Origin of the sequence: Treponema denticola, assembly GCF_024181645.1 — a bacterium.
Taxonomy (GTDB): Bacteria; Spirochaetota; Spirochaetia; order Treponematales; family Treponemataceae; genus Treponema_B; species Treponema_B denticola_A.
Window position 1 is genome coordinate 924,481 of the sequence record NZ_CP058624.1, and the last position, 26,492, is coordinate 950,972.

Sequence of the window (26,492 nt, forward strand, 5' to 3'; positions counted from 1 at the left end):
ATGGATTATGAATATATTAAAAATAGCATTTAGAAATTTAAACAGACAAAAAAGGCGAAGTATTCTTTTGGTTTTTGCGATAGCCTTTGCTTTCTTTGTCGTTATCTTTATGGACGGCATGACTTCTGGTGCCGTAAACAGTATGGCCGGAGAAATTTCAAAAATCGTAGGAGGCCATGTCTATATAATAGGTTCAAAAAAGGCTCCCGATAAGTCGGCGGATGATCCTGCTCAAATTTATATGGACAAAAACGATGTTGAGTTTATAGAAAAGACCGTAAAAGAATTGGGAATAGAAACTATGTATATCATAAAAAGAAGCCGTGCCTCAGGTAAGCTGATATTTGAAGGAAAAGAAGTTACCTCTAAAATTGACGGCTGCAAATTCGATGAAGAAAAAATTTTACATGACAGTATTCTTTTTAAGGAAGGAAGCTGGGAAGCCATGAAAAAAGAAAATGCAATTCTCCTTTCCGAATCGGTAGCCAAAACCTTAAATGTAGACTTGCACGATATTATTTTGCTTGAAACTAGGACATCGCAAGGTCAGCTTACGGTTATTGAACTTCAAGTAGAAGGTATTGCAGTAAACCGCTCTTCATTCGGCGGAATCACAAATTATATCAATTTTGATTATTTGCAAAAAATTACGGAGATGGAGAAAGACAGTGTAGAGGTATATTCTCTTTTTTTAAAAAATCCCGATATGCAGGAAATTTATGCACAACAGCTTGAAAGAAAAATCGCAGAAACGCATCCCGTTACAAGCAGGGATCTTGCCAGAACTATAAGCCCTTCACAGCCTGCAAACAATGTGCTTAAGCAGCTTGAAGAAGGAAAGTGGCAGGGAACAAAATTCGGCATAGCTACTTTTTATGATTTTGCTCCGCAGATGGTTACATTCATGAGTACCTTAAACGGTATAAGTTTCGGCATTTTGATTGTGCTTTTGGTTATTACAATGATAGGTATTTCAAATACCTTTAAAATTATTGTACACGAAAGAAGAGGGGAAGTCGGAACTATGCGCTCTTGCGGTGTTATGAGAAAGCATATAAGGCGGCTATTCCTTGCAGAAGCTTCATTTTTATCCTTATTCGGAGCCGTATGCGGTTTTGTCCTTGCTGTTCTTGTAATGCAGATTATCTCGTTTATTCCGATTGCTGTAGATTCACCTTTTTCGGTCTTTACTAAAAACGGATACTTTGCGTGGAACTTATCCGCTCTTTTAGTTTTTTTTAAGTTTGTGATAATGTTGGGTTTAACCCTCCTTACTGTAAGGGGCTCTGCTTCGAGAGCCGCTAATATGATTCCTGCCGAAGCGTTAAGGTCGGGAAAATAAGTTTTTATGGGAGATTCGATAAACAGTTCGGCAGAAATTCAGCCTTACTGTTTATCTGTCGAGTTTTGTGCAAAGCACAAAACATCGTGTTATAGGAGAATATATGAAATATTTTATTAACAAAAAATTATTGATTATACTCATTGCTTTTTTTGTAAGCATTGCAGTATTTGCCGAGATTCCCTCAATGGAGGAAATGTATAAGATTATGGATAAAGTTTTCGACACGGGAAATTTTAAAAAAGATTTTACAAGTACTCTCACACTGATTGTCGAAAAGCCTAATCAGCCTAAGGAAGTCGTTCAGTTTAAACTCTTTAGGCGTGATACTAAGGACCAAACAACTCTTATTCAGCTGGCACCTGAAGCCGATAAGGGAAACGGTTATTTACAGGAAAAGGATAATCTTTGGTTCTATGATCCTATTGCTCATCAGTTTACTCATTCTTCTCTTAAAAGAAATTTGGCAAACAGCGATACAAAATTATCCGATGTAAATAAAAAGTCGCAATTTAGGCAAGCTTGGGAAATTATTAAAATTGAAGAAGCAAAAGTCGCTAAGATCGATGTTTATGCGGTAACAGCTAAGGCTTTGGAAAAGGATGCTGCCTATGCTCAAGAAAAATTCTTTGTACGAAAAGATAAACACCTCCTTTTAAAAATAGAAAGTTACGGTGCGAGCGGAAAACATATGAGAACTACTTTTATACCTAAATACGCAAATGTTGAAGGTATGCCGCTTCCTGTTCAGCAAATATATATAAATGAGCTTATCAAGGGAGAAAAAACAACACAGATATTTCAAGACTTCAGTACTGCAAAAATTGATGATGTCGTTTTTACCAAGGCTTATTTGGAGAAGATAAACTAATATGAAAAAAATTGTGATTTTTATTTTTGTTTTATTTATTCCCTTTTTTGTGTTTGCACAAGAAAATTCTTCCGATTTAGAAAATGATCTTTTCGGCGGAGATGAAGATACCCTTATATCTGCCGAAGAAACCCGTTCTGACAGTAAGAGTAATTTAAAGTTTAAGGCTGATCTTGAAAAGGCGACTCTTAGCCTTGAGTCAAAAAAAATGAGAATAGGCGGAAGTTTAAGTTCTTCAATGGGAATAGATTATGCTTGGGAAGATCCCTATTCAAAGAAGGATGATTACCTGAAATCTTTTAAAGACGGAAAGGGAAAATTTAACATAAACTTAAACGGAAGTCTTTTTTTTGATGCCCGTCCCAGCGAAGACTTAAAACTTTACGGAAAATTTCTTTTCGGCTTTCCGTTTGAAAAAAGTTTATCCGGGGCTCTTGCGGTTCCAAAAAATGAGCTTCCGCCTGCATTGCAAGGCTCATTCCCAAACGGTATAACGGCTCCTGTAAGCGTAAACGGAGCTGCAAATATTAAAATCCAAGAGCTTTACACTGATTTTTCCGCTAAGAATATTGCCTTTTTCCGTTTCGGAAAACATGCGGTAAAATGGGGAACAGGTTATTTTTATAGTCCTGCAGATGTTATAAATATTTCAAGAATCGATCCTCAAGATCCTACGGCCGATAGGGAAGGGGGGATTTCTTTAAGAACCCATATAATAATTCCCAAAACCCAGCACAATATCTGGCTTTACCTATTGCCTCCAGGGAAGGGTGACGGCAAAGACGGCTATGATCCTAAATACACTGCAGGAGCTGCAAAGGGCGAGTTTGTTGTCGGTAACTGGGAATTGGGATTTGGAGGCTGGTATAAATACGAAAAAGCCCCTCGTCTTATTACTACCGTTTCGGGCAGTATTGCAGGAAAGGTTGCCGTCTTCGGCGAGGGCGTTTTTGCCTGGGGAAGCGACTATACCTATTATAAGGCCGATATGAGCCCTTATACCGAAAAAAATAAGCCCTTTTTTCAGGCAACCCTCGGCGGTTCTTATTCAAATGCCGACACCAATACCAGTATAGTTTTACAATATTTTTACAACGGATTCGGGTATAAAAAAGCAGAAACTGACCGTATGTTTATCGAAATGAAATATTTACAGATGGGTCAACACTACATAGCCCTTAATATAAGCCAAAATAAACTCGGTACCGATAAGTTGAGCCTAAACCTTTTTCAGCAATTTGCTATATCGGAACTTGAAGGTTTTTCAAAGCTCACTCTTAACTGGAAAATATATAAATTTGCAAGTATGAGTACGGGTCCTTCTTTTAGCTATCCCTTAAGTCCCAATTCAAAGACGAAGGGGCAAATAGGGTATAGTCTTTCGTTTCGCCTAGGCGGCGGCACCTTCTAAGCCGTAAATAGAGGGGCATCTACTGCGTTGCTGCGAAAAAATGAATGCTCGACGTGCACAAAGCACGCCTCCGCTTCATTTTTCCTCGCGCCTTGTATCTGCACCCTCTATTTACGGCTTGGTTTCAGCGGTTAATTTTTATTCGCTTTGCGGCTTCGGTGCGCCTCTTGCCGGATTGGATTAATCTCCCCCGCCACGGATGGCGGGTGGTTTCAGCTCAAAGAGTTTGCGCTTGCCGCAAACTCTAAGATGAACAATGTACAAGGACGTACATTTTTCATCGAACTACTGCGTTGCTGCGAAAAAATGAATGCTCGACGTGCACAAAGCACGCCTCCGCTTCATTTTTCCTCGCGCCTTGTATTTGCTCCCTCTATTTACGGCTTGGTTTTACTGGTTAATTTTTATTTGCTTCGCGTCCTCGACTTGCCTCTTGCCGGCTTGGCTATTTGATATGTTTATGCTATGGACATTATCATCAATATAAAAAAGTTTTTGAAAGTTTTATAAAAAAATGATTGACTTTGTAACAATATACTGTTACAATTTAATTATGGGTAAAAAAGAATACGTTTTATACACAGGGGAAAAGTTCACTGTAGAATGGTATTTCACAATAGAAGGTAAAAGTTCGGAAAAGATAAAGCTGAAAAGTGCAGAATGGATTATGAAATGCGTGTAAAAGGAGGAATCTACTATGACAACATTTGACAGATTAATGCAAGACTCGAAATTCAAAGCTGAGTTTGAAAAAGGCTACACTGAATTTTTAATTTCAGAGTTTATGATTGAAAAAATGGAAGAAGAAAATATTTCGGTTAGAGAATTAGCAAAAGAAGTGAACGTTTCTCCTACCACTATCCAGAATTTACGTAGTGGCAATGCAGAGACAGTAAAATTCAAGACACTTTCAAGTATTATGCAAAGATTGGGATATGTATTGCAGCCTGTGAAGATGCCAACATTATAAAAGCAATAAAAGAAAGTGCTTTATATGGGAATTAAGCGAAAACTTCTAATCTCCGAAAAATCTTAAATACTTGCATATTCCATAAAAATATGCAATAATTAACTTATACATAAGAAAACTGCCGCTTATAGTATGTTTCGGCTATGTAAGGCTGGTTTTTTCTTACAATGTTTTTTATGTTCAGGTTGTTTATTCTGTTGGAATTTAACAGCCATGCATAGGTGTTTTATCCAGGTTTATTGAGATGGAATCATTAATCATCATAATAGACCATGGGTAAGCTATGCCATAAAAAATGTGTATTGTGCTTTTTTAAGGAGGTTTTTATGTTTATTGAAATTCGGCCTTATGAAAAAGAGCATTTATCGGTGCGTTTTAAAGCTGAAGGCGAAGATTTTTCCAAAATTCTGCAATCAATAAAAAAAGTATCTAACAGGGCTTGGAAACCGTCCGGATGTTTCTGGATTATACCTGCAGATCGTAATTCTTGTGATATTTTATTAAACAACCTTTATAATGAAGGACTTTTCATGGCTGATTCCTGCTTTGACTTTAAAAATTCTGAATTTAATGATAGCGATCCTTTGAATACCGAAATTATTGGAGAAAGGAATAATCATACTGTACCGGATATTCAGTATATTTTAAGGAAATTAGATGAAGTGATTACTGCAAAACACTACAGCAAACGTACACGGGAAGCATACAGCTATTGGATAAGCCGCTTTATCCGAGAACATGAGGATAAAAATCTTAAAACTATTTCCGATAAGGAAATAAATGCCTTTGTGAGCCGTCTTGCAGTGAAGGAAAAGGCTGCCGCTTCAAGCCAAAATCAGGCTCTTGCGGCTCTTTTGTTTCTATATAAAAACATATTAGGCTTACCTATAAAGACTCCTGAAAATATAGTCCGTGCTAAAAAGCCTAAAAAGCTGCCTGCCGTAATGACCCGTGAGGAAACTGCAAAGATATTCTCTCTTTTGCCTGAAAACGATTACGGGCTTCTTATCCGTTTGCTTTACGGAACCGGAATGCGGCTTATGGAAGCCTTGCGGTTAAGGATTCAAGATATCGATTTTGGGAAAAATGAAATTACGGTACACTGCGGGAAAGGAGCGAAAGACCGTAAAACCGTACTGCCTGTTTCGCTTAAATTTCCGCTTCAAAAACATTTGGAAAATGTCCGCCTTATACATGAGGCAGACTGCAAGGACGGTTTCGGTTCGGTGCCGCTGCCCTCTGCTCTTGCAAAAAAATATCCAGCTGCAGGTAAAGCGTGGGCATGGCAATGGGTGTTTCCGCAAGCACGCCGATGGCGTAACAAAGAAACAGGCGAGCAGGGGCGGCATCATATCGATCCTTCGGTTATTCAGCGAACTCTACATGAAGCGGTTTTAAAGTCCTGCATCCCAAAACCGATAGGTTGTCATACTTTCCGCCACTCATTTGCAACGCACTTGCTTGAAGCCGGTTATGATATCCGCACTATACAGGAGCTTCTCGGCCACAGCGATGTTAAAACCACTATGGTTTACACCCATGTCCTAAACCGCGGCGGTCTAGGCATTCAAAGCCCCATAGACAGTATGTGATTTTTCTTTGCTCCGTTTAGTGAAGATAGGCCTAATCTACCAGTTGTTTATTTATCCGATTTTGTACTATGGTAGAAATATGTGATTTGTTGTTTTGCAGCAGTTTAGATTGCAAATTATTAGTTTTTATGGTATATTTAGGAAGGGTCGAAGGAATGTTAGATTGACCTGCCTTACAGCAGGCGGGTACGGAACCAATCGAAGCATTCTTTAGACAAAAAATAAAAATAATTGCAATGAAAAAGGACATTGCAAGAAGGAAGGTTGAAAGATGAAACAGAAAAGGTTGGTTTCAATGATTGGTGCATTAGTTTTAATAATTAGTGCCGTAGTCTTAATTACAGGTTGTCCGCAATCGAGTGGAAAAGTTGGAGGTAATAGTAGTACTCTTAAAGTTGTTTTTGATGAGTCAAAGATTGAATGTGAGAAAGACGGTATTGCGATAAAATCAGGAATAGAGGTTGCTGATGGAGATTTATTGATTTTCGATGCAAAAGGTGTACCTGATGGCAAGATTGCTGAATGGACGGTAGGAACAACCGTAAAAAAAGCATCGCCCTTATTTTATCATGTAAAAAAAACTGATGCAGATACTTCAGGTGTCATTAAGGTAAGTTATGAAATAAAAGATGCGGCAAAATTTAAAATCATCTTTGATGGTACAAAGATTGAAGCAAGAAAAAGCGGTGTAGAAATTATTAGTGGAGCCGAGATTAATGAAGAAGATAGAATATATTTTAGAATAAAAAATCCAACTCCTAATAAAGTTGCTGTTTGGAATATAAACAATAAACCGGCTTCATTTGATAGTAATATTGCATCGTTAAGCTACCGTATAAAAGCAAAAGATGCAGATAATGAAGGTAATATCAATATAACTTATATAGAAAGAGATATGATTGAACTTATCATACAATTTGATAGTAGTAAAGTAAAATGTACAAAAAAAACAGATGGAACGGAGGTGTTATCAAATTCCAAACATCTTGAAGGTACAACATTAGAATTTGAAACAGTAAATGGTAAAGCAGTAGAATGGCAAATAGGTCGTGTAACTTATATAGGGAAAAATATAGGTATAGATACAACTTTACATAAGTTTTATGCAGATAAGAATGGTGTTGTAGTTGTGAAGTATAAAGAGTAATGAAAATAAATATCTTAGTATATTTTAAGTTATAGAAAATATACTAAGAATTATATAAAGTGTAAAAGTTAATCTAACACCCGCTTCAACCTGACATTGCGGGCGAGCCGCAAATGCAGGTTAAGCGGTAGTTAGATTGACCTGCCTTACGGCAGGCGGGTAGCGGAACCAATCGAAACAGACTTTCGACCAAAATAAAAATAATTGCAATGAAAAAAGCATTGCGAAAGGAAGGTCGAAATGAAACAAAAGAGATTAGTTTCAGTGATTGGCGCATTAGTTTTAATAATTAGTGCAGTAGCGTTAATTAGCGGTTGTCAACAGGCAAATGGTAATCAGAATAATACTAGCAGTGATTGGAGGCCTGTTTCAAACAAGAGTGATTTGGTCGGAACATGGAAGGCAAGCGTTTCAGGTTCTGGCGTTGTAGAGAAAAAAATATTCTATGTGGCTTCTGATTTTTCTGGTTATTTTAAAATAGATGCGGATTATTCAATGGCAGATGCCTCATTCTTAGCTTCTGTAGGTGATGTTATATCAGGGCTGGAAGGTATAGGATTTATTGTTGCCCATGATCCGGCGAACAAGACAATCATTGCAAAACAGAATTTTACATCTACAGATTTACAAGAAATGGTTTCGTTGATTAAATTGAATTCATCAAAAACGAAGATTAAATTTACTGCTGGTGAAAATTCAGTAGAATATACAAAGCAATAAGAAGTGATTAACCGATACTGATGAATAGCTCACTAAATAAATAGTTCAATTTTAGTGGGTTATCAAAAGACAAAAAAAAAGATTAATGATAAAATAATTGCCTATGTATGATGAGGTTATCTAAGAAATAATTGCTAAGACAATAGTGATGAAGTAAAGAAACATAAAACATAGGATTTATTGTATGAATTTTGAGGGTTGGTATTTTATTATTCTGTATGTACTATACTAAAAATCTAACACGCAGTTCAAGACTGACAAAACCCGCTCTGAAGAGCGGCCGGCTAAACGCCGGTACGTTTTGCAGCTTAACTGCATGTTAGTTTGACAAGATTTAATACAATAAGGAATACGCAATTGAGCAAAATTATCATAGCTTTACTACAATTAACGCCGGGGAACTCTCTTGTTGAAAATGTGTATATCGGTATAGCTGCTTGTCGCAAGGCAAAAAATATGGGGGCAGATATAGCATTATTTCCTGAAATGTGGAGTATTGGTTACGAAATCCCTAAATCTGTCAATGAATTAAAGAGTAAAGCAATTAGTAAAAATGATGCATTTATACATTCATTCTCAGATTTAGCAAAAGAATTGCAAATGGCTATCGGTATAACATTTCTTGAAAAGTATGAGCCATTACCAAGAAACAGTATATGTCTGTTTGATAGATTTGGAAAAGAACTATATACCTATGCAAAAGTACATACATGTATTTTTGGAGATGAAAAAAATTTAATGCCCGGTAATGATTTTTATGTATCTGAATTAGACACAGAGCACGGTTGTGTAAAAATAGGTTCAATGATTTGTTATGATAGAGAATTTCCTGAGAGTGCACGAATACTCATGCTCAAAGGTGCAGAAATACTACTTGTACCGAATGCATGTCCAATGGAAATTAATAGGATTTCACAATTAAGAGCAAGAGCATTTGAAAATATGGTTGGCATTGCAACTGTTAATTATCCAAAAGGAAAACCCGATTGTAATGGTCATTCTACAGCATTTGACGGTATTGCCTATAAAATTGATGAACCATATTCACGAGATACATTAATAATAGAAGCCGGAGAGGAAGAAGGAATATATATCGCAACTTTTAATATAGAGGAATTAAGAAAGTATAGAAGTAGAGAAGTTCATGGTAACGCATACCGGCAGCCGACAAAATATGAGATTTTATTATCGGAAGAGAAACAAGAGCCGTTTATCCGTAAAGATTATAGAAAATCAGCAAACTAACACCCGCTTCAACCTGACATTGCGGACGAGCCGCAAATGCAGGTTAAGCGAATGTTAGGTTGACCTGCCTTATGGCAGGCGGGTAACGGAACCAATCGAAACAGACTTTCGACCAAAAAAATAAAGATAATTGCAATGAAAAAAAGACATTGCGAAAGGATGGTTGAAAGATGAAACAAAAGAGATTAGTTTCAATGTTATTAGTTGCAGCATTATGTACTACATCATTGTTTGCAATTGATCTGAGTGTTGGTGGTGGTATTGATTTTACACATGCCATAAAAAAAGTAGAGATTGATACAGGGTGGTTTAAGATTAACTCTAAAGCAAGTGGTAATTTTTTTGGTGTAAAATGTTTTTTTGATGCACAATATGTTTTAGGTACTCTCGGTTTTAGCTTTGGTAGTAGTGAAGTTACTCCTTTGGTATCTGGAATTAATATGAGTTATTTTAATATGGCTTTTTTTGGAAAATATCCATTTACAGTTGGTATTGCAAAGATTTATCCCCTGTTTGGATTTGATTTAAATTTTAATATTTCTTGTAAAAAAGATGGAGAAAATTATAAAGAGAAGCTTGATTCAAGTTATAATTTTCATCGACATTATGTTGCATTTGGTGTTGGATCAGATGTTTATGTAAAAGAAAGATTATTTTTAAAGCCTAGTTTATTACTTGGATTTCAGATGAATAAAAATATGGGTTCAACAGCAACGAAAGAGAGCGGTTTTATGTTTAACCTTGGTTTTAGTGTTGGATATAAGTTATAGTTATAATTTTACAGTTTTGCATATAAAAAGTTCCGTAAAATATGCGAAACTGTTTTTATATGGAAGTTTAATATAGTCAAAGTATATAAAGGAAATCGAAAAAATGTGTTAGTTTTTGTTGGAAAAATAAAACCTAACACCCGCTTCAACCTGACATTGCGGGTCAAGCCCGCAAATGCAGGTTAAGCGAATGTTAGAATGACGCTCACGCGCAAAGGGAAACCATAGAAAATAAAAATATCTTTGCATGAAATACTTGCTTTATTTCTTAAAAAATATAGAATAGATTTGAAGGAGAGGAGTATGAAGTTAAAATATCAAATTATATTGTTGTATTGTTTGATTACTCTGTTGCTGTTTCAAATGGTAAGTTGTAAGAGGCAACAAGGTAAACAAGTTATAAAATATGAAACAAAAGATAGTTTTAAAAAAGTAGCCGTAGAGCTAAAACCGGTAACATCAAATGTTTATGAAGAACTCAAAAGAATTCATACTGTCTATCCTAAACGTGCAATGAAGGGAAATGGTCTTGTTGGTGTGCTCGGTGGTGTAAATTTAATTGCTCACCAAAAAGGTAGCTATGATGTGTTGCTACCGATACCGCAACTTGTGGACAAGCAAGTTCCCATTTTTTATAGTTTAAGTGTCAAACCTGAATCGGCTTTATCATCAAGCCGATTGCAAGTGAGAGAAGACGGAAATGCTTTTTTAAGCTTAGTATTTAATGCTGACCAGAATACCGAACTTACTATTGATTGGTCTGCAGTTGTTTTAATTACTCCAATGGCAATAAAAGAGAATGATATAGACCCTGAACTATTTACTGTTGCATCACCATGTGTACAATCTGATTCTAAGCAAATTACTGATTTGGCAACTGGATTATGTACTACAAACGAAGATGATGAACTAAAACAATACTGCCTAAATATAAGAAACTTTATTGCAAATATGGAAAATGTTGCACCACCTATGAGTCTTGATGCTTTGGGAATTTTGAAAAGCGGAATGAATTATATTTGCACTTCAAATGCAAATCTTGCGGCAGCATTTATGCGGGCACAAAAAATTCCTTGTCGTATGATAGCAACAATTCCGACAAACTCTTACCGCCTAGAAATGCATCGTATCGTAGAGTATTACGATGGCGGTGTATGGACTGCATTTGATCCAAGTTCTTGGAGTGAAAGTCCTTTGACAAATACATGGCAAAATATCATTATGGCTAAATCAAGTATTTCAGATGAAATAGCATCTATGGAACCTCGTTTATGCTCTATGTTAGGTGTTCCATTTGGGCAAGAGGCAGAAATAATGAAACCGGGTTTAACTTTACATGGTCAAGATTTCTTTTGGACAGTTGCTTTTCCGCTTGCTGAATTTGATGTAACAGATACGATAGCTAAATTAACGGTAGCATGTTGGCAGGAGTTTTTACAAACGGGAATTATAAGTTCAAAGCAAATTGATGCTGCTCTTGCGACTGACTTAGATTCGTATTCAGAAAAAATTAGCGGTAAATAAACTTTTATTACATACAATGCTGTTTAATTTTATCGTAATTGAGTTGAAATAAGATTTTTATTTATGTGGTATGTTGTGTAATCAAAATTTTTAATTTTAAAATAAGGCTTAATAAAGCTAAGTTCTAACACCCGCTTCAACGCTGACATTGCGGACAAGCCGCAAATGCAGGTTAAGCGGAAGTTAGACGGATGCCTTACGGCACGATAAACTGTAACTTTGAAAAATAGGATATATTTTTATAAATTAAAGCTTAAAACCCGAATTAATAGCTTAGTTTTTTGAATAAAGTTATGTTTTATTATAATGGCTATTTGAGTAAGGAAAAATAAACTTTTATCTAAGTGTTTTTTAACTTGTTAAGGAAATCAACGAACTAAAAGTCCTTCGGACGGTCATGGTAATTATAATAATTAATTATTAAGGAAAATAAAACTCACCTATACTAAAACCATTAAGTTATATAAAATTAAGTGTTAGTTTTAATTATAGGGAGATGATTTTTTTTATAAAATATTGTATACTATGAGAAATAGATAGGGGGGGGCTATGTCGGAATTAGCTTTTAAGCAACTTTCAGCACAAGTTGATATGCTTTCTTATGCTGAGAGAATCAAATTACTTGATAAAATAGTACGGACTTTACATACACCTGTGAAAACTCATAAAAGAGAATTCTCAGACTTTAATGCGGCTTTTGGCTTGTGGAAAGACAGGTCTCTTTCTGTTGAGGAAATAAGAACCAAGGCTTGGGAGCGTTCTTAATGATTTATCTTTGTGATACTTGCATTCTTATAGACTACCTTCGTGGAAAAACCGAAGTTCAGCAAAAACTTGAGCAAGACAAAGGCCTAGGTTTAGGAATGTCTTCAATAACTTATATGGAGTTAATGGTTGGTGCTTTTAACAAGCGGGAAGTCGGCATTATAAAAAAAGCTTTTTCGGATTTTGAAATTGTAGAAATTTCTGAATTGATTTCTGTAAAAGCCAGAAGTCTGATTGAAAAGTATACTAAAAGTCATGGTCTTTTGATTCCGGATGCCTTGATTGGTGCTACTGCATTAGAATTGGGATTGCCGTTGTATACTACAAATATCAAAGACTTTCAGTTTATTCCTGATTTGGTTTTTGTGTAGATTAAGATATAGTTTTGTATAGAAAAAGCGTCTAACACCCGCTTCAACCTGACATTGCGGACAAGCCGCAAATACAGGTCAAGCGGAAGTTATGGCGACAGCCCATTGGGCTGCGTTTTAGGAAGAAAATGAAAAAAGTATTTTTGGTATTTTCAACATTGATTGTCATATCTTTATCGGTTTTTACGCAAGAAATAAAATTTAGAATCGATGGAAAACTATATAATAAGCAAATATATGACGAAAACAATAATCAGATTACAAATTTTAAGAACTGGGAACTCATTCAAGATTTCTACATTTCTCCTGACAATAAAAAAATGCTTGTTTATCATAGACCTGATAAGGCTAAAGCATTCCTTATGACATTATATAATCTGAAAACAAAGAAAATAATAGCTGAATGTGAGCCTGGATGGGCATGTGATGATGTAAAATGGACAAAGAATTACTTGATTAAAGTTTGGGGCACTTCTGGAGGAGGAATAAGATTTGAATACAGAAGCTACGAAGATCTTTCTATTGTCAGAGTAGTAAACTCATACTATCCATTTGAAGATGTCGAAGGTAATATTTTAATTGATCCAGACTCTATGATGAAAAAGATTGTATTTTACCATTATTCTGATGGAACTGAAATAAAAACAATTGATTGTATAAAAGAATTAGCAGATAAAAAGATTTATGCTGCTTGGATACACATCACTGAAGTTAAAAAAATAGGAAAGCGGAAGTATAAATTTTATATTGAAGGCAATCTAAATATAGAAGGAAGACAAGAAGAGGAATTCAAAACTGTTATTGAAATTGAAATAAAATGTGAACTTTAGGGCGAAGTACGGTAGTGGTAGTATGTGGCTTTACGGTACTTCGGGAATTATAATAATAGAAGCGTAGTTTTAAAAAAATGGAAAGAATATTTCTGAAAGAAAAAAGAAATTGAGAAATCTAATTCTGTAAAAGAAATAGTTTTGCCATAACACCCGCTTCAACCTGACATTGCCTTTGCGACAATGCAGGTTAAGCGAATGTTAGGTTTACCTGCCTACGGCAGGCAGGTGCGGAACCGACCTATATCATTTATTTCGACCAAAAAATAAATTTATAAAATCATAGGAGGATTTTATGAAAAAAATTATTTTGGTTGTAGCAACATTTATAACTGTTGCGGGAATAGCTTTTGCAGCATCTTGTTATAAATATCATTATGTGCTTAGTGCGCATTGTACCGGATGTTACCAGTATCAAACTATAGAAGTTGATAGAAATGATGATCACAATGCTGTACTCTATGCAAAAAGCAATTTCTCCAAACATTCTGCAGATTGTAAACACAAAGGCAGTACTTTTCATGTGGAAGTAAGTATTACTTCAAAAAGCAAAAATGAGTATGAAGAATGTAACTAATTATGTTATGAAAGTACTGTAATTTTTGCTTTCCCACCTGCTTTCTATGAAAGCAGGTGGTTTTTACATGCTTACTTAAAAAACGATTGTAAAATAAAATTTATAGGGTGTTCTATGCAATGAAGAATGTTTTTCATTTCTTATAGACAAAACACCTAGATGTGTGGTAAAATAATCCCACGAGGAGATACAAATGCCGAGAATAGTTCCGATAAGGGATTTAAAAAATACTATAGCAATTTCTCAAATATGTCATGAGGACAAAGAGCCGATTTTTGTTACAAAAAATGGTTACGGCGATATGGTCATTATGAGTATGGAAACCTATGAAAAAAATCTTTTTCTTTCTAATGTGTACGGGAAGCTTGAAGAAGCAAAACAAGACATGAAAAGCGGTAGATATTCTTCTGTCGAGGATGCTGTTTCCCGTATAAGGGAAAAACATGGCTTATAATGTCCGAATTATGGAAAAAGCAGAAGAAGATTTGTCAGAAATAATAACATATATTTCCAATACGCTCTATAATCCCAAAGCTGCTGATAGTTTGCTTGAGGAGTTTTTAGAAGCAAAAACAAACATTGAAAATAATCCGTATATGTATCCTTTAAGTAATGATTTAGTACTACAAGCAGAAGGATATCACAGATTTCTTTTTAAGAAAAATTATATTGCATTGTATCTGATTAATGATATCAAAAAAGAAGTTGCAATAATGCGTATTTTCTATGCAAAAAGAGATTATGATAATTTAATATAAATAAAACCTAACACCCGCTTCAACGCTGACATTGCCTTTGAGGCAATGCAGGTTAAGCGGTAGTTAGACCGATGCCTTACGGCACGATAAACAGTAACTTTGAAAAATAGAATGTATTTTTTATAAATTAAAGCATAAAACCCAAATTAATAGCTTAGATTCTTTGAATAAAGTTATGTTTTATTATAATATCTACTTGTATAAGAAAAATAAAACTTTAATCTTTGGATTTTAAAACTTGTTAAGGAAATCAACGAAATAAAAGTCCTTCGGACGGTCATGGTAATTATAATAATTAACTTGTTAATGAAAACTAAAGTTTTATCTAAGGAAATCAACAAAATAAAAGTACTTCGGACGGTCGTGGTAATTATAATAAATATTTGCTAATGAAAATAAAATTTTAGCTTTATAGTAAAATTATATATTTTTTTAATTTAATGATTAAAAGCTGACTAGGTTAAAAAATAAAGTCTTATTGTTAAGAATAAGCTTATAATTTTAAGATAATATTATTTATAAAAGATTAGTTTTGTAAATAATATAGAATTATAGTTAAATTAATAGTTTTTAATATATGCATTAAGTAATATGAAAGTTGGATATGCAAATAATAAAGCTTTATAGTAAAATTTTGAGTTTTTTATTTATTAAATATTGTAATAAAAAGCAAAATATTGTAAAATTAAAAGCGTAATTGTTAATATTAAGTTATATAAATAAAATAAAAGTGTCTAACACCCGCTTCAACGCTGACAACAAGGACAAGCCTTGTTGCAGGTTAAGCGAATGTTAGATGGACGCTTCGCGCTGAAATATGGAGAGATATATGGTAAAACCAACAGTTACTGAATTGTTACTCGATCTTACACGGATTGATAGTCCTAGCGGTAACGAGACAGCTTTTTTTGATTATGTGGAATATATATTACATTCAATGAAGTTCGAAATTCAGTACGATTACTATGGTAATATGATTGCATATAGAAATATCCGTTCATATAAAAAACCGATACTATTCGCTTTTCATGGTGATAAGGTTTCTACAGGGGAACCGATAAAAGGAATGATCAAAGACGGTTTTGTTATATCAGATGGTAAAAATTCAATAGGAGCAGATAATAAAGCTTCATTAGCTTGTCTCATTCATGTATTAAAAAACAGGAATGACGAAGAACCGATAGAAATATTACTTACAAGAATGGAAGAAGAGGGATTCATAGGGGCAAGAAATCTTGATAGGACAATGATTAAAGCAGAAATTGGAATAACAATGGATGGAGGCTCAATAGGAGAAATTACTATTGGTTCTAAATATTGGACAAATATATTGTTGAAATCAAAAAAAGATATTAAAGATATTGAAAGATGGCTTAAAAATCGTACAACAAAAAGTGATTGGGGTATTACTGTTAAAAGTTATAATAATAACGCCTACAATTTTTCATTAAGCATACTTACTCCGGAAAGCAATATTGATGAGTTTATAAAAGAAACCTGCAAAATGCTTGGACCGGACAAAATAAAAGTTATGAGACAATGTCCAGGATTTGATGTTACCAACAATGAAAAATTTATCACATTTGTAAAAGATAGCATAAAAGAAACAGGGATAGAACCAAAACTAATCTTTGATGACATAGCTCCTGAAGTATGTGTATTAAATTCGAAAGGAATCCAATGTGTAAATATTGGTGATGGTGTTATGGATGAGCATGAAGTATATGAAAGGGTTTTGATATCTGATCTAGAAAAAAATGTAGCAATTATTAATAAGATACTAGATAATTATCTTCATCTAACACCCGCTTCAACCTGACAAACGGGACTATGCCCGTTTGCAGGTTAAGCGAATGTTAAGTGGACTGCCCTTTGGGCAGCTTGGAGGAAATGCACATGGATTTTACAATCGTTAATGAATTGTGTAATACGATTGGCAAGATTAATAAAACTGTAGATGAAAAACGGAGAAAAATACCGGGTACAATGAATATTGCAGAAATAATGAATAGACATCGTCTTGAGAATCAGCATAGCAATATATTATCATTTTTAATTGATCCTGATGAAAAACATAATCATATTGAATACGGAGAAAACTTTTTATTTCTATTGAAAGAAAAAGGCTTAAAGATAAAAGGATCAAAGATTTTTTCTGTTACAAGAGAAGATTCAACGGATGAATATCGGCGAATGGATTTATTGATAGAGACCGATACTGATTTTATCATAATAGAAAACAAAATAGATGCAGGTGATCAACAAAATCAAATAAGCGATTATGTTTCTTTTTTGGAATGTAAAACAAATGCACCAGATAAAATTTTTATCGTTTATTTAACACTCTTTGGTAATGAGCCATCAAAAAAATCCATATCAATGGAGATGTTAAATGAATTAAAAAAGAGTAAGAGGTTTATATCATTATCATATTCAGATGATATTATTAGTTGGCTTGAAAAATTACAGGTTAGTAAAGAAGAAACTATTCTTCAATCGGGAATAAATCAATATATTGATGTTGTAAAAGGTATCACACATAAACGAAAGGAGATATTTAATATGAAACAAGCAGTGTCTAAAGAACTATTAAAAGAATTTGGTGATTTGTCACGTGAACAGTTGAAAGAAAAAATGCTGGCAATGTATAAATTCCAGCAAAATATAAATCTAACTTTGTTTATAAATTTTTTTAAAGATTTATATGAGGAAGCAAATGGAAAATTAACTTTATTTTGCAACGATAATTATGATTATAAAGATTTTGATACATGGAAAAATGATGTTGCTAACACACAACAGAAATTTGGAGTAAGATTTTTGGAAAACAATGTAACACTTGATTTATTCATTTGGGATTTAGATTCAAATAAATTTGTATTTGCATGCAAGGAAGAAGAAATATGTGGTTATGGCAACAATGTGAATATAGATGGATATGCTTCTGCTCAGGAAATAAATTCATGGTTTGTAAATGCAATTCTTTTTTGTAATGATTGGGAAAAAAAAGCCAAAACTAAATTATCTACCCATGTAGTAAAAAATTGGTTTGAAATAAAATTACATGGTGTTAACAAATAGCATTTTTGCATACTCAAAAATGCTAATGAATTATGTCTAATAGATATTGACTTAGGAGTATAATTTTGTGCAATCAAGGTTCTCTTCCTGACGAAGTAGAATATATTTTAAAAAGGCTCAGTGTTCCACCACGATTATACGCTCATTCGCTGGTTGTTCACGATGTCGCACATACATTAATCAAAGCAATAACCGACACTTGGGACAATTTAAATATTGATGAAAATCTTATTTTGTTTGGTGCAGCAACACATGATATTGGAAAATGTATTCATATAAATGAACTTTCCGAAAAAGGTCATAAACATGAGCAGGAAGGAAAGCACCTTTTAATCTCGCTTGGAGTGTCGGAGGAAAAAGCAAAGTTCGCTGCTTCCCATGCGGTATGGTCTGAAAAATCAACGATTGAAGAACTCGTGGTATCTCTTGCAGATAAAGTTTGGAAAGGAAGTCGAATCCAGGATTTAGAAGATTTGTTAATTGAAAAAATCGCTACTGAAACAAAAATGGAACATTGGGGAATTTTCAGTTTATTGGATTCAATCATCGAAGATATTACAAGAGATGCTGATGAACGATTATCATTTCAAAATGATTTTCCTACAATATGCCGTTCTACTTAGTGAGCGGAGTCATATTCTTATTAAAAGGTAAAACACTTAACACCCGCTTCAACGCTGACATTTGTTTTGTCACGAAAGTTGCTTGGACGGTCGCCTGCGGCTCCCTTTTTTATGCAACTTTCGCGCCAACTTTGCCACCGCTAAGTGCGTCGGCAAAGCCACAAATGCAGGTTAAGCGAATGTTAGATTGACCTGCCTTATGGCAGGCGGGTAACGGAACCAATCAAAGCATTCCTTTGACAGAAAATAAAATAATTGCAATGAAAAAGGACATTGCAAGAAGGAAGGTTGAAAGATGAGAAATAAGATTAAGTTGTATAGCTTTTTATTTGTTTTGATTATTGAGATATGTACGGCGTGGGGGCAGGATAAAGAATTATCTGCTGGCCAGAGACAATACATTCTAATCGAGTATAACGGTGAAACCATATATAAATGGCTGTCCATCATAAAAGTAAAAGAGTATGATGGCGAAGGAAAATTAATATATGAAGAGAATGGCTCTACTGATAATACATGGTATGAATATGATGGGCAAGGAAATAAAATTTGTTGTAAGATAGAGAGTCAAAGGCGGGGAGAAGTTTATTACGCGGAAGAGCGTTATGAATATAACACTAAAGGTCATCTAATACGTATGGATAAAAAAGGCTCTGGCGAACAGCACGAAGTGACATATCAATACTATAAGGATAAAGGTATCTTATATTGTACGGATTCGGACGGGTTGATATATGCATATGATAGTAAAGGGTACCTACTTAGTAAAAAAAGGAAGAATTCCAATTATGGCGGAACAATTGTCGCAACTTTTAATGATGATGGTACTGTTACCATGGGCGGTAAAAGTACAAACGAATTTTCTGAAGAATATTTATACAAATATGATACTATGGGAAATATAATCTATGAAGAGTGTAAAACTTCCGGTCAGATTCAGAACATACAATTACATAAATATGACTATATAAATAATCGTATTTATTCTTATAGAAAATGGTCTACAGGTAATTATTTTTTAGAAAGTATTCATCTGCTTGAATACTACAAGGATGGAAAAACATTAAAAAAAGATACTCAATTATTCGTAGATCGCGACTATCAAGGATTATGGTATCCTTTGTACTAGAATTTTATTCAACAACTATTTTAAGTTATTTCATTTATTGCCTTGATAAGGATGAGAATTTTATAAAGCAAAAATCTAACACCCGCTTCAACCTGACATTGCGGACGAGCCGCAAATGCAGGTCAAGCGAATGTTAGATGGACACCTTCGGTGCAAGGGAATCACTCTTTTAAATAAGAAGTTAATGTTGATATCTATAAAAAATATAATTTTTATACTATACAATTTATGAAATAAGCTAGTATTCTTCGGTTAAAGTAAAAAAATAGATTATTGAGAAATTTTTATTATTTACCTATACCTAAAATAAGTAGCGTAGATTTGTATTTTTTATGATTTTATTCTATATGAATAAATAGGATGTTTGCGATGAGAATAGTGCTGAAAGAATTTATAAAAGTTTGCATAACAAAAAGCTCAAGAATTTTATGACGCAAATGGTTATGATATTATGGTGTGCGAAAAAGAAAAAAAATACTATAATTAATTTGGAGAGGAGAAAAATGAAAAAATTATGTCTTTTTATTGCAACAGCTTTATTGCTTTCCTGTAATACAGTACCAGCGAAAAATAACAACGCAAAAGAATTTAATAAATTTGCGTCGTTCAATGCAACCGGCGAAATTGAACTAGAAACCTCCGTGTTTCCTGCCGGTAAATATGCGGTATCATTAAGCGACAAAAGCGATAGTAACGGTGAAATTAAAATCTTTATTTCTTTTCCCTTAAATGAAGATGAAGAATATTATTACCCATTAGAAATGGAGTCGGTTGTTACGGAAGATATAAGCAATAAACCTGTTTTACTTCCCGTAAAAACCGACGGCGATATATTGGAGATAGCGGTAAAATATAGGGGCAGAATATATACGGCGGCTTTTCAATATGTTCCCGAGACATTGCCCGAACCGTATAAAACGATCGGTGAAGTTAAAAGTCCATATGTCAAAAAAGAATTCGCACTTATTATGAGTGTGCAGGAATTTCTTGACAAAAATGCCGATATGATTTTGCGTAATTGGAAAGACTGGAAGTACGATAGTATTTTTATTACATTCCCCGATAAAACAAAAATGGCATTGGCTTACGAAAAAAAACTGCCGCATTTGTTCCGTCCCATAGAGGGGTTACGCCTATTCGGAAAACAAGTTTTTGTAAATGAAAGCGATGCCGTTCCGCCGGTTAAAAAAACAGGCAAAGGGGAAATCTTGGGCAATATCCATGGAGGTACCGACTCTGAAGGTGTTTTTATACATATCACTGAACTCTTTGTTCCTGAGGGGATATTTTTTTCCAAGCAGAATAATGATCCCGATAAGGTAAGTTTTTCCGAAGAAAACGAAGATATCCGTTTTTTTGTGTATATCCACGAAGCCTTCCACAGAGAACAGTGGCGCAGACGGTTTAAAGCTGCAAATGAAGGTAAATCATATATCAATATCGGTGAACCGATAGACACTTCAACAATGTCCACCGATACGGCTGTGTATACTTCGCTCGAAGGCTTATATCTAAAATCCGCTTGCAACGAACAAGATAACAACAAAGCCTTTATGCTTTTTAAAAAGGCTTGTGCGGCAAGGTATTTAAAGCATTCGTCTTTGCCGGAAACAGCCGTACAGCATGACAAATACAAAACGCTCATAGAAGGTACCGCCGTATATTCCGAATATCGGGCAGCCTCCTTAAAAAAAGATAAAGCGTCGCAAAACCACTTAAAGCGACGGTTGAATTCTATAGATGATATCCGCAGTGATTCAACAGGTCATTTTGGAACTACATATTATATGTATGGAATGTATTGGAGTTTATTGCTTGACAGATTTTCTCCTGAATGGATTCAAAATATTTTTCAGGAAATAAAAACTATTGACGACAAACTGTATGATATTCTACCGTCGGCTTCACTTGAATGTAAAGAAATTTCGGAAGATATAAAAAACAGCAAAGAATATACCGATGTCGTAATGGAATATAAACCTAAATTTGACCACCGCGATGAAGTTGTCGGCTCTTTTGGTAAGCCGGGCGGTATTCACTATATTGTAGATTTTTCAAAAATAAAAATAACGGGCTTTAATATCGACCCGTATGAATTAGTGCTATACGGTCATTCTCAATATTATCCGAAAGGACTTAACGAATTTGTTATGAATTCATTTAAACTGAAATCAAATGCGCTTAGTTTTTGTTATTCACGACAAGCCGCCGTTAAGCGTTCAATACTTGAATGGTATGACCCGCGTTACAATACAGCGTATAAAATTAACGGAACAAAAAACGGAAATATATATGAAAAACTTTCTATTGAGGCTGACGGCATCAAATTTACAATAAACAAAGCGGAAGTAAGAGAAAGCGACAACGAAGTAATTATCTATGTATTAGAATGAATATAATTCGAAAGCTAATAAAATTGAAAAACTATTAGAAATAAAAAAAACTAAATATATAAAATGATATATTAAGGAAAATCTTAAGAAAATAGATTAATCAAAATGGATACAGATTGGATTAAAAAAATGGTAAAGCATCTAACACCCGCTTCAACGCTGACAAACGGGACTATGCCCGTTTGCAGGTTAAGCGGATGTTAGATTGACAAGATTTAATACAATAAGGAATACGCAATTGAGCAAAATTATCATAGCTTTACTACAATTAACGCCGGGGAACTCTGTTGTTGAAAATATGTATATCGGTATAGCTGCTTGTCGCAAGGCAAAAAATATGGGGGCAGATATAGCATTATTTCCTGAAATGTGGAGTATTGGTTACGAAATCCCTAAATCTGTCAATGAATTAAAGAGTAAAGCAATTAGTAAAAATGATGCATTTATACATTCATTCTCGGATTTAGCAAAAGAATTGCAAATGGCTATCGGTATAACATTTCTTGAAAAGTATGAGCCATTACCAAGAAACAGTATATGTCTGTTTGATAGATTTGGAAAAGAACTATATACCTATGCAAAAGTACATACATGTATTTTTGGAGATGAAAAAAAATTAATGCCCGGTAATGATTTTTATGTATCTGAATTAGACACAGAGCACGGTTGTGTAAAAATAGGTTCAATGATTTGTTATGATAGAGAATTTCCTGAGAGTGCACGAATACTCATGCTCAAAGGTGCAGAAATACTACTTGTACCGAATGCATGTCCAATGGAAATTAATAGGATTTCACAATTAAGAGCAAGAGCATTTGAAAATATGATTGGCATTGCAACTGTTAATTATCCAAAAGGAAAACCCGATTGTAATGGTCATTCTACAGCATTTGACGGTATTGCCTATAAAATTGATGAACCATATTCACGAGATACATTAATAATAGAAGCTGGAGAGGAAGAAGGAATATATATGGCAACTTTTAATATAGAGGAATTAAGAAAGTATAGAAGTTCATGGTAACGCATATCGGCAGCCGACAAAATATGAGATTTTATTATCGGAAGAGAAACAAGAGCCGTTTATCCGTAAAGATTATAGAAAATTAGCAAACTAACACCCGCTTCAACACTGACATTGCCTTTACGGCAATGCAGGTTAAGCGGTAGTTAGATGGACTCGTGCTACTGCACGAGCTGAATTTTTCAGGTATAAATCTAGATTTAATATTAAAAAAAGGTATAATAGAAGTATGAAACCTAAAGAAAAAAAAGAGATTTTTAATTTCTTAGAATATAATAAAAACATTCTCCAGTCCTATGGCGTAAAAAAAATAGGTCTTTTTGGTTCTTATGTACATAATCAACAAAATAAAAATAGCGATATTGATATATTAGTAGAATTCCATGCTGATAAAAAAAATTATAATAACTTTATAAATTTAGTTTATTACTTGGAAGATAATTTGAATACAAAAATAGATTTATTAACTATAGAAAGTTTAAGTCCGTATATTGGTCAGAGAATACTCAATGAGGTTGAATATGTATCGATCAAATGAAGAGCTATTCAAGCATATTTTTGATGAAATTGTTTTTTTAGAATCTGAAACAAGGACCATATCAGAAGAAGTATTTTTAAAAGATGAAAAAACGCAACGAGCTTTTGCACGAAGTATTGAAATTATCGGAGAAGCCGTTAAAAATATTTCAAGTGATGTAATAATTAAATATAAAGAAGTTCCATGGAGAAATATTGCCGGTATGAGAGATAAACTCATTCATGGTTATTTTTCCTTTGATTATGAAATTGTGTGGGATGTTGCAAAAAACATTATTCCTGAATTTAAGAACCAGCTGATAAAAATTATGGATACAGAAAAAAAGAAAAATGACAATTAAAGAAATAATAACAGAAATCAATAAAATAGAAATAGATATTGCTGATTTTATAAGTAGTTACAAAAGTGAACAACTTGTCAGTAATTATGATGATTGGAATTATAAAGATGTCATTGCGCATCTTTTGGAATGGATTATGTTTTCAAAAAATAAACTAAACGCTATTGTACATAATCAAGATTTTCAAGAAATAAGTAATATCGATATATTCAATAAACAAAATTATATAAAAAATAAGAATAGGCATATTATAGAATTACAGAAGAAACTAATCTTTGAACTGAATGAATATAAAAATATTGTGCTGTTGTATACAGAAGCGGATTTACAAAGAAAAGATTTGCCAATAGGTTTTTCATTTGAATTATGGCGGTATATGGTAATGGATACTATTATACATCCTGTAATGCATTTATTATATTATTTAATTAAAACAAAAAACTATAAGTTATTTTTCAAATTGTGTAAAAAATATAATGAAATATTTTATTGTTATGCAAAAGGAAATCTTGAGGTATATTCTTTTTATGAATATATTGAAGATAGTAAAAAATTTATTGAGAATATAAAAGAATTAGGCGAGCAGTATAAAAATGATGATATGATACATGCAGTTTTAAAAGCCAATAAAATAGATGAGAACATCTAACACCCGCTTCAACCTGACATTGCGGACAAGCCGCAAATGCAGGTTAAGCGGTAGTTATGTTGACTGCCCTTCGGGCAGCATTCGTTAAGCGTGAAGGTTTATAACCTTCTATAATTTAAATGATAAAATCTATTGGAATTTTTTACTTTCTCTTGGGACTATATAAAAAATAAATTTTGTGATAGAATATTAGTTGAGGTAAAGAGATGATAAATGTTTTTATTGATGAGATTACGCCTTGTCTCAGTGATGCTAAAACAGGCGAGCTCGTTCAAACAGAGGTTATACAAATTACTCGAAAATCTTTTTTGAAAAAGTATAATAAGAAAAATGGATGGTATACAGACTGGGATAAACTTATCGATGATAATGAAGTTTATGCTCTCGTAGTGGAAGGCTCTGTTGATATACAAGGGCTGGTTTCTATTGTAAAAGATGAGGATGCAAAAGCATGTTATATTTCATGGATGTGTGCGAGCCCTGAAAATAATCATCAAATTACAGAAGAACTTAGATATAAAGGTGTTGGCGGACATTTGTTTGCAATTGCTGCAAAAAAATCAATCGACTTTGGTTTTGATGGAATGATGTACGGATTTGCAGCGAATAAAATTTTACTTGATCATTATGTCGAAAAATTTAATGCTGAGTTTGTCGGAATTCTTCATCCGTTTCAGTTCGCAATAGATGAAGAAAATGCAAAAAATATAATGGAGGTTTACACTTATGATTGGACTGATGAAAAATTATAAAGAAAGTTTAAAAGATACACCGCAACCAATATTGTTGTCTGAAATGAAAAATAGCATCGATTTGAAAGCGTTATTTTCTTATGCAAAAGCAAACAATATGAAAGTTTCTGAATTATCAGAAACTGATAAGAAAAAATTTGTTAGAGCTAGGTGCTTGTTATAGTTTAAGTTTAATGTAAATAAAATAGAATCTAAATAGTAAAAACACATAACACCCGCTTCAACCTGACATTGCGGACAAGCCGCAAGTGCAGGTTAAGCGAATGTTAGGTTGACGCTTCGCGCAAAGGAGTTCAATATGTTCTACAAATATCGTAAGTTATATACTCAAGAAGATGAAAAATTTAAATTTAATGAGCACACAATGCTGCTACTCAAAGAAAAAAAAATTTATGTTCCGTCTTACAAAGAATTGAATGATCCATGGGAGAAAATAATAAAAATTCCAGCCTATAAATCATATACAGAAAATGAAAAAAAAGAGCTACTTCTAATGGACAAAGAAGCCGTAGAACTTGGACTTGATGAATTTACTAATTTGGGAAAAGAAATTATTGAAAATCAAAATGATTTAGATTCGAGCATGGATGATTTTAATAGTTTTATGTTTGAAGAAAGTGATTGGGGGATTTTTTCTATGTCGATATTAAATGACTCGCTATTACTATGGGCTCATTATGGAGATGAACATCGTGGAATATGTATCGGTTTTGATAAGCAAGATTTTTTGAATACAGGCAATGTTGTTCAAGTAAAATATCGTAAAAAAATTCATTCAATTGATCCTAAGCGAGCATATAGAAGACTTGAAAAACAATATTTTGGTAATAAACATTTTGCGTGGTTATACGAGAAAGAGTATCGTTATCTACACCCAGAATCATCAGTAGAAATTATTTCTCCAGCGAAGATTAATTCAATATTCTTAGGGCTAAGAGTTGATGAAAATATTGTAAAAATAATATGTAAGGAATTTTCTAAAATGTATTCAGTTTATAAAGCTCGAATGAATACAACTAGTTATACAATTGAATATGAAAAGATTACCTAACACCCGCTTCAACCTGACA

The 26,492-nt window shown here is 33.7% G+C and carries 28 protein-coding genes and 1 pseudogene; all 29 read left to right on the forward strand.

The features are described 5' to 3' along the window. The first annotated feature begins 7 nt into the window (after positions 1–7). Positions 8–1,342, forward strand: a complete 1,335-nt coding sequence (locus HO345_RS04290) for an ABC transporter permease (RefSeq protein WP_253684121.1) — start codon at positions 8–10, stop codon at positions 1,340–1,342. 103 nt (positions 1,343–1,445) lie between these two features. Further along, entirely contained in the window at positions 1,446–2,213 is a 768-nt protein-coding gene (locus HO345_RS04295; RefSeq protein WP_253684123.1) for an outer membrane lipoprotein-sorting protein, read from the forward strand. A 1-nt stretch (position 2,214) separates the two neighbouring features. After that, a complete protein-coding gene (locus HO345_RS04300; protein ID WP_253684124.1) occupies positions 2,215–3,624 on the forward strand; it encodes a hypothetical protein in 1,410 nt (469 codons plus the stop codon). Between the two features lie 40 nt (positions 3,625–3,664). Then, the gene (locus HO345_RS04305; protein WP_253684126.1) at positions 3,665–3,808 is read left to right on the forward strand and encodes a hypothetical protein; all 144 of its coding nucleotides are present in this window, start codon (positions 3,665–3,667) and stop codon (positions 3,806–3,808) included. 513 nt (positions 3,809–4,321) lie between these two features. Continuing rightward, positions 4,322–4,594: a helix-turn-helix domain-containing protein gene (locus HO345_RS04310; protein WP_253684128.1), complete on the forward strand. Its 273-nt coding sequence runs from the start codon at positions 4,322–4,324 to the stop codon at positions 4,592–4,594. Between the two features lie 326 nt (positions 4,595–4,920). Continuing rightward, positions 4,921–6,186, forward strand: a complete 1,266-nt coding sequence (locus HO345_RS04315) for an integron integrase (protein WP_253684130.1) — start codon at positions 4,921–4,923, stop codon at positions 6,184–6,186. 271 nt (positions 6,187–6,457) lie between these two features. Then, a complete protein-coding gene (locus HO345_RS04320) occupies positions 6,458–7,333 on the forward strand; it encodes a hypothetical protein (RefSeq protein ID WP_253684132.1) in 876 nt (291 codons plus the stop codon). Between the two features lie 240 nt (positions 7,334–7,573). Beyond that, positions 7,574–8,053 (forward strand): hypothetical protein, encoded by a 480-nt coding sequence (locus HO345_RS04325; protein WP_253684134.1) that lies wholly within the window; start codon positions 7,574–7,576, stop codon positions 8,051–8,053. 357 nt (positions 8,054–8,410) lie between these two features. Then, complete coding sequence (locus HO345_RS04330) at positions 8,411–9,298, forward strand: carbon-nitrogen hydrolase family protein (protein WP_253684136.1); 888 nt, start codon at positions 8,411–8,413, stop codon at positions 9,296–9,298. Between the two features lie 170 nt (positions 9,299–9,468). Continuing rightward, positions 9,469–10,068 (forward strand): hypothetical protein, encoded by a 600-nt coding sequence (locus HO345_RS04335; RefSeq protein WP_253684137.1) that lies wholly within the window; start codon positions 9,469–9,471, stop codon positions 10,066–10,068. Between the two features lie 303 nt (positions 10,069–10,371). Then, on the forward strand, positions 10,372–11,592 hold the full coding sequence (locus HO345_RS04340; protein ID WP_253684139.1) for a transglutaminase domain-containing protein: 1,221 nt from the start codon (positions 10,372–10,374) through the stop codon (positions 11,590–11,592). A gap of 549 nt (positions 11,593–12,141) precedes the next feature. Further along, entirely contained in the window at positions 12,142–12,357 is a 216-nt protein-coding gene (locus HO345_RS04345) for a hypothetical protein (protein ID WP_253684141.1), read from the forward strand. After that, positions 12,357–12,728, forward strand: a complete 372-nt coding sequence (locus HO345_RS04350; RefSeq protein WP_253684143.1) for a type II toxin-antitoxin system VapC family toxin — start codon at positions 12,357–12,359, stop codon at positions 12,726–12,728. The genes HO345_RS04345 and HO345_RS04350 overlap by 1 nt, the downstream gene beginning before the upstream one ends. Before the next feature lie 128 nt (positions 12,729–12,856). Continuing rightward, positions 12,857–13,558, forward strand: a complete 702-nt coding sequence (locus HO345_RS04355; protein ID WP_253684145.1) for a hypothetical protein — start codon at positions 12,857–12,859, stop codon at positions 13,556–13,558. A gap of 295 nt (positions 13,559–13,853) precedes the next feature. Next, positions 13,854–14,135: a hypothetical protein gene (locus HO345_RS04360; protein WP_253684146.1), complete on the forward strand. Its 282-nt coding sequence runs from the start codon at positions 13,854–13,856 to the stop codon at positions 14,133–14,135. Positions 14,136–14,328: 193 nt separating this feature from the next. Then, positions 14,329–14,589, forward strand: coding sequence for a type II toxin-antitoxin system Phd/YefM family antitoxin (locus HO345_RS04365; protein WP_253684148.1), 261 nt, complete (start codon positions 14,329–14,331; stop codon positions 14,587–14,589). A gap of 10 nt (positions 14,590–14,599) precedes the next feature. Further along, positions 14,600–14,893: a type II toxin-antitoxin system RelE/ParE family toxin gene (locus tag HO345_RS04370; protein WP_253684150.1), complete on the forward strand. Its 294-nt coding sequence runs from the start codon at positions 14,600–14,602 to the stop codon at positions 14,891–14,893. A gap of 829 nt (positions 14,894–15,722) precedes the next feature. Further along, positions 15,723–16,712 carry a M20/M25/M40 family metallo-hydrolase gene (locus HO345_RS04375; RefSeq protein ID WP_253684152.1) on the forward strand — a complete coding sequence of 330 codons (990 nt, stop codon included), beginning with the start codon at positions 15,723–15,725 and terminating at the stop codon, positions 16,710–16,712. A gap of 77 nt (positions 16,713–16,789) precedes the next feature. Continuing rightward, on the forward strand, positions 16,790–17,974 hold the full coding sequence (locus HO345_RS04380; protein WP_002669583.1) for a PDDEXK-like family protein: 1,185 nt from the start codon (positions 16,790–16,792) through the stop codon (positions 17,972–17,974). A 65-nt stretch (positions 17,975–18,039) separates the two neighbouring features. Continuing rightward, the gene (locus tag HO345_RS04385; RefSeq protein ID WP_002669581.1) at positions 18,040–18,597 is read left to right on the forward strand and encodes an HD domain-containing protein; all 558 of its coding nucleotides are present in this window, start codon (positions 18,040–18,042) and stop codon (positions 18,595–18,597) included. 295 nt (positions 18,598–18,892) lie between these two features. Then, entirely contained in the window at positions 18,893–19,726 is an 834-nt protein-coding gene (locus HO345_RS04390; RefSeq protein ID WP_253684154.1) for a hypothetical protein, read from the forward strand. A gap of 503 nt (positions 19,727–20,229) precedes the next feature. Then, a complete protein-coding gene (locus HO345_RS04395; protein WP_253684156.1) occupies positions 20,230–22,119 on the forward strand; it encodes a hypothetical protein in 1,890 nt (629 codons plus the stop codon). Positions 22,120–22,357: 238 nt separating this feature from the next. Further along, a pseudogene (locus HO345_RS04400) lies at positions 22,358–23,237 on the forward strand (carbon-nitrogen hydrolase family protein). A 135-nt stretch (positions 23,238–23,372) separates the two neighbouring features. Then, complete coding sequence (locus HO345_RS04405) at positions 23,373–23,681, forward strand: nucleotidyltransferase family protein (protein WP_002673432.1); 309 nt, start codon at positions 23,373–23,375, stop codon at positions 23,679–23,681. Next, positions 23,665–24,021, forward strand: coding sequence for a HepT-like ribonuclease domain-containing protein (locus HO345_RS04410; protein ID WP_253684160.1), 357 nt, complete (start codon positions 23,665–23,667; stop codon positions 24,019–24,021). Before HO345_RS04405 ends, HO345_RS04410 begins: the two co-directional genes overlap by 17 nt. Further along, positions 24,011–24,670, forward strand: coding sequence for a hypothetical protein (locus HO345_RS04415; RefSeq protein WP_253684162.1), 660 nt, complete (start codon positions 24,011–24,013; stop codon positions 24,668–24,670). Before HO345_RS04410 ends, HO345_RS04415 begins: the two co-directional genes overlap by 11 nt. A 206-nt stretch (positions 24,671–24,876) precedes the next feature. After that, positions 24,877–25,422, forward strand: coding sequence for a hypothetical protein (locus HO345_RS04420; protein ID WP_253684163.1), 546 nt, complete (start codon positions 24,877–24,879; stop codon positions 25,420–25,422). Beyond that, positions 25,397–25,585 carry a hypothetical protein gene (locus HO345_RS04425; protein WP_002691108.1) on the forward strand — a complete coding sequence of 63 codons (189 nt, stop codon included), beginning with the start codon at positions 25,397–25,399 and terminating at the stop codon, positions 25,583–25,585. Before HO345_RS04420 ends, HO345_RS04425 begins: the two co-directional genes overlap by 26 nt. 135 nt (positions 25,586–25,720) lie before the next feature. Beyond that, the gene (locus HO345_RS04430; protein WP_253684165.1) at positions 25,721–26,473 is read left to right on the forward strand and encodes a DUF2971 domain-containing protein; all 753 of its coding nucleotides are present in this window, start codon (positions 25,721–25,723) and stop codon (positions 26,471–26,473) included. Positions 26,474–26,492 lie beyond the last annotated feature (19 nt).

What these genes read in the sequence shown, in the direction of transcription:
- HO345_RS04430 (WP_253684165.1), top strand. Translation starts at nt 25,721, where the DNA reads ATGTTCTACAAATATCGTAAGTTATATACTCAAGAAGATGAAAAATTT.
- HO345_RS04365 (WP_253684148.1), top strand. Translation starts at nt 14,329, where the DNA reads ATGCCGAGAATAGTTCCGATAAGGGATTTAAAAAATACTATAGCAATT.
- HO345_RS04410 (WP_253684160.1), top strand. Translation starts at nt 23,665, where the DNA reads ATGTATCGATCAAATGAAGAGCTATTCAAGCATATTTTTGATGAAATT.
- HO345_RS04390 (WP_253684154.1), top strand. Translation starts at nt 18,893, where the DNA reads ATGAGAAATAAGATTAAGTTGTATAGCTTTTTATTTGTTTTGATTATT.
- HO345_RS04370 (WP_253684150.1), top strand. Translation starts at nt 14,600, where the DNA reads ATGGAAAAAGCAGAAGAAGATTTGTCAGAAATAATAACATATATTTCC.
- HO345_RS04320 (WP_253684132.1), top strand. Translation starts at nt 6,458, where the DNA reads ATGAAACAGAAAAGGTTGGTTTCAATGATTGGTGCATTAGTTTTAATA.
- HO345_RS04350 (WP_253684143.1), top strand. Translation starts at nt 12,357, where the DNA reads ATGATTTATCTTTGTGATACTTGCATTCTTATAGACTACCTTCGTGGA.
- HO345_RS04290 (WP_253684121.1), top strand. Translation starts at nt 8, where the DNA reads ATGAATATATTAAAAATAGCATTTAGAAATTTAAACAGACAAAAAAGG.
- HO345_RS04360 (WP_253684146.1), top strand. Translation starts at nt 13,854, where the DNA reads ATGAAAAAAATTATTTTGGTTGTAGCAACATTTATAACTGTTGCGGGA.
- HO345_RS04335 (WP_253684137.1), top strand. Translation starts at nt 9,469, where the DNA reads ATGAAACAAAAGAGATTAGTTTCAATGTTATTAGTTGCAGCATTATGT.
- HO345_RS04305 (WP_253684126.1), top strand. Translation starts at nt 3,665, where the DNA reads ATGAATGCTCGACGTGCACAAAGCACGCCTCCGCTTCATTTTTCCTCG.
- HO345_RS04355 (WP_253684145.1), top strand. Translation starts at nt 12,857, where the DNA reads ATGAAAAAAGTATTTTTGGTATTTTCAACATTGATTGTCATATCTTTA.
- HO345_RS04395 (WP_253684156.1), top strand. Translation starts at nt 20,230, where the DNA reads ATGAAAAAATTATGTCTTTTTATTGCAACAGCTTTATTGCTTTCCTGT.
- HO345_RS04345 (WP_253684141.1), top strand. Translation starts at nt 12,142, where the DNA reads ATGTCGGAATTAGCTTTTAAGCAACTTTCAGCACAAGTTGATATGCTT.
- HO345_RS04405 (WP_002673432.1), top strand. Translation starts at nt 23,373, where the DNA reads ATGAAACCTAAAGAAAAAAAAGAGATTTTTAATTTCTTAGAATATAAT.
- HO345_RS04415 (WP_253684162.1), top strand. Translation starts at nt 24,011, where the DNA reads ATGACAATTAAAGAAATAATAACAGAAATCAATAAAATAGAAATAGAT.
- HO345_RS04420 (WP_253684163.1), top strand. Translation starts at nt 24,877, where the DNA reads ATGATAAATGTTTTTATTGATGAGATTACGCCTTGTCTCAGTGATGCT.
- HO345_RS04300 (WP_253684124.1), top strand. Translation starts at nt 2,215, where the DNA reads ATGAAAAAAATTGTGATTTTTATTTTTGTTTTATTTATTCCCTTTTTT.
- HO345_RS04325 (WP_253684134.1), top strand. Translation starts at nt 7,574, where the DNA reads ATGAAACAAAAGAGATTAGTTTCAGTGATTGGCGCATTAGTTTTAATA.
- HO345_RS04340 (WP_253684139.1), top strand. Translation starts at nt 10,372, where the DNA reads ATGAAGTTAAAATATCAAATTATATTGTTGTATTGTTTGATTACTCTG.
- HO345_RS04295 (WP_253684123.1), top strand. Translation starts at nt 1,446, where the DNA reads ATGAAATATTTTATTAACAAAAAATTATTGATTATACTCATTGCTTTT.
- HO345_RS04310 (WP_253684128.1), top strand. Translation starts at nt 4,322, where the DNA reads ATGACAACATTTGACAGATTAATGCAAGACTCGAAATTCAAAGCTGAG.
- HO345_RS04425 (WP_002691108.1), top strand. Translation starts at nt 25,397, where the DNA reads ATGATTGGACTGATGAAAAATTATAAAGAAAGTTTAAAAGATACACCG.
- HO345_RS04380 (WP_002669583.1), top strand. Translation starts at nt 16,790, where the DNA reads ATGGATTTTACAATCGTTAATGAATTGTGTAATACGATTGGCAAGATT.
- HO345_RS04315 (WP_253684130.1), top strand. Translation starts at nt 4,921, where the DNA reads ATGTTTATTGAAATTCGGCCTTATGAAAAAGAGCATTTATCGGTGCGT.
- HO345_RS04375 (WP_253684152.1), top strand. Translation starts at nt 15,723, where the DNA reads ATGGTAAAACCAACAGTTACTGAATTGTTACTCGATCTTACACGGATT.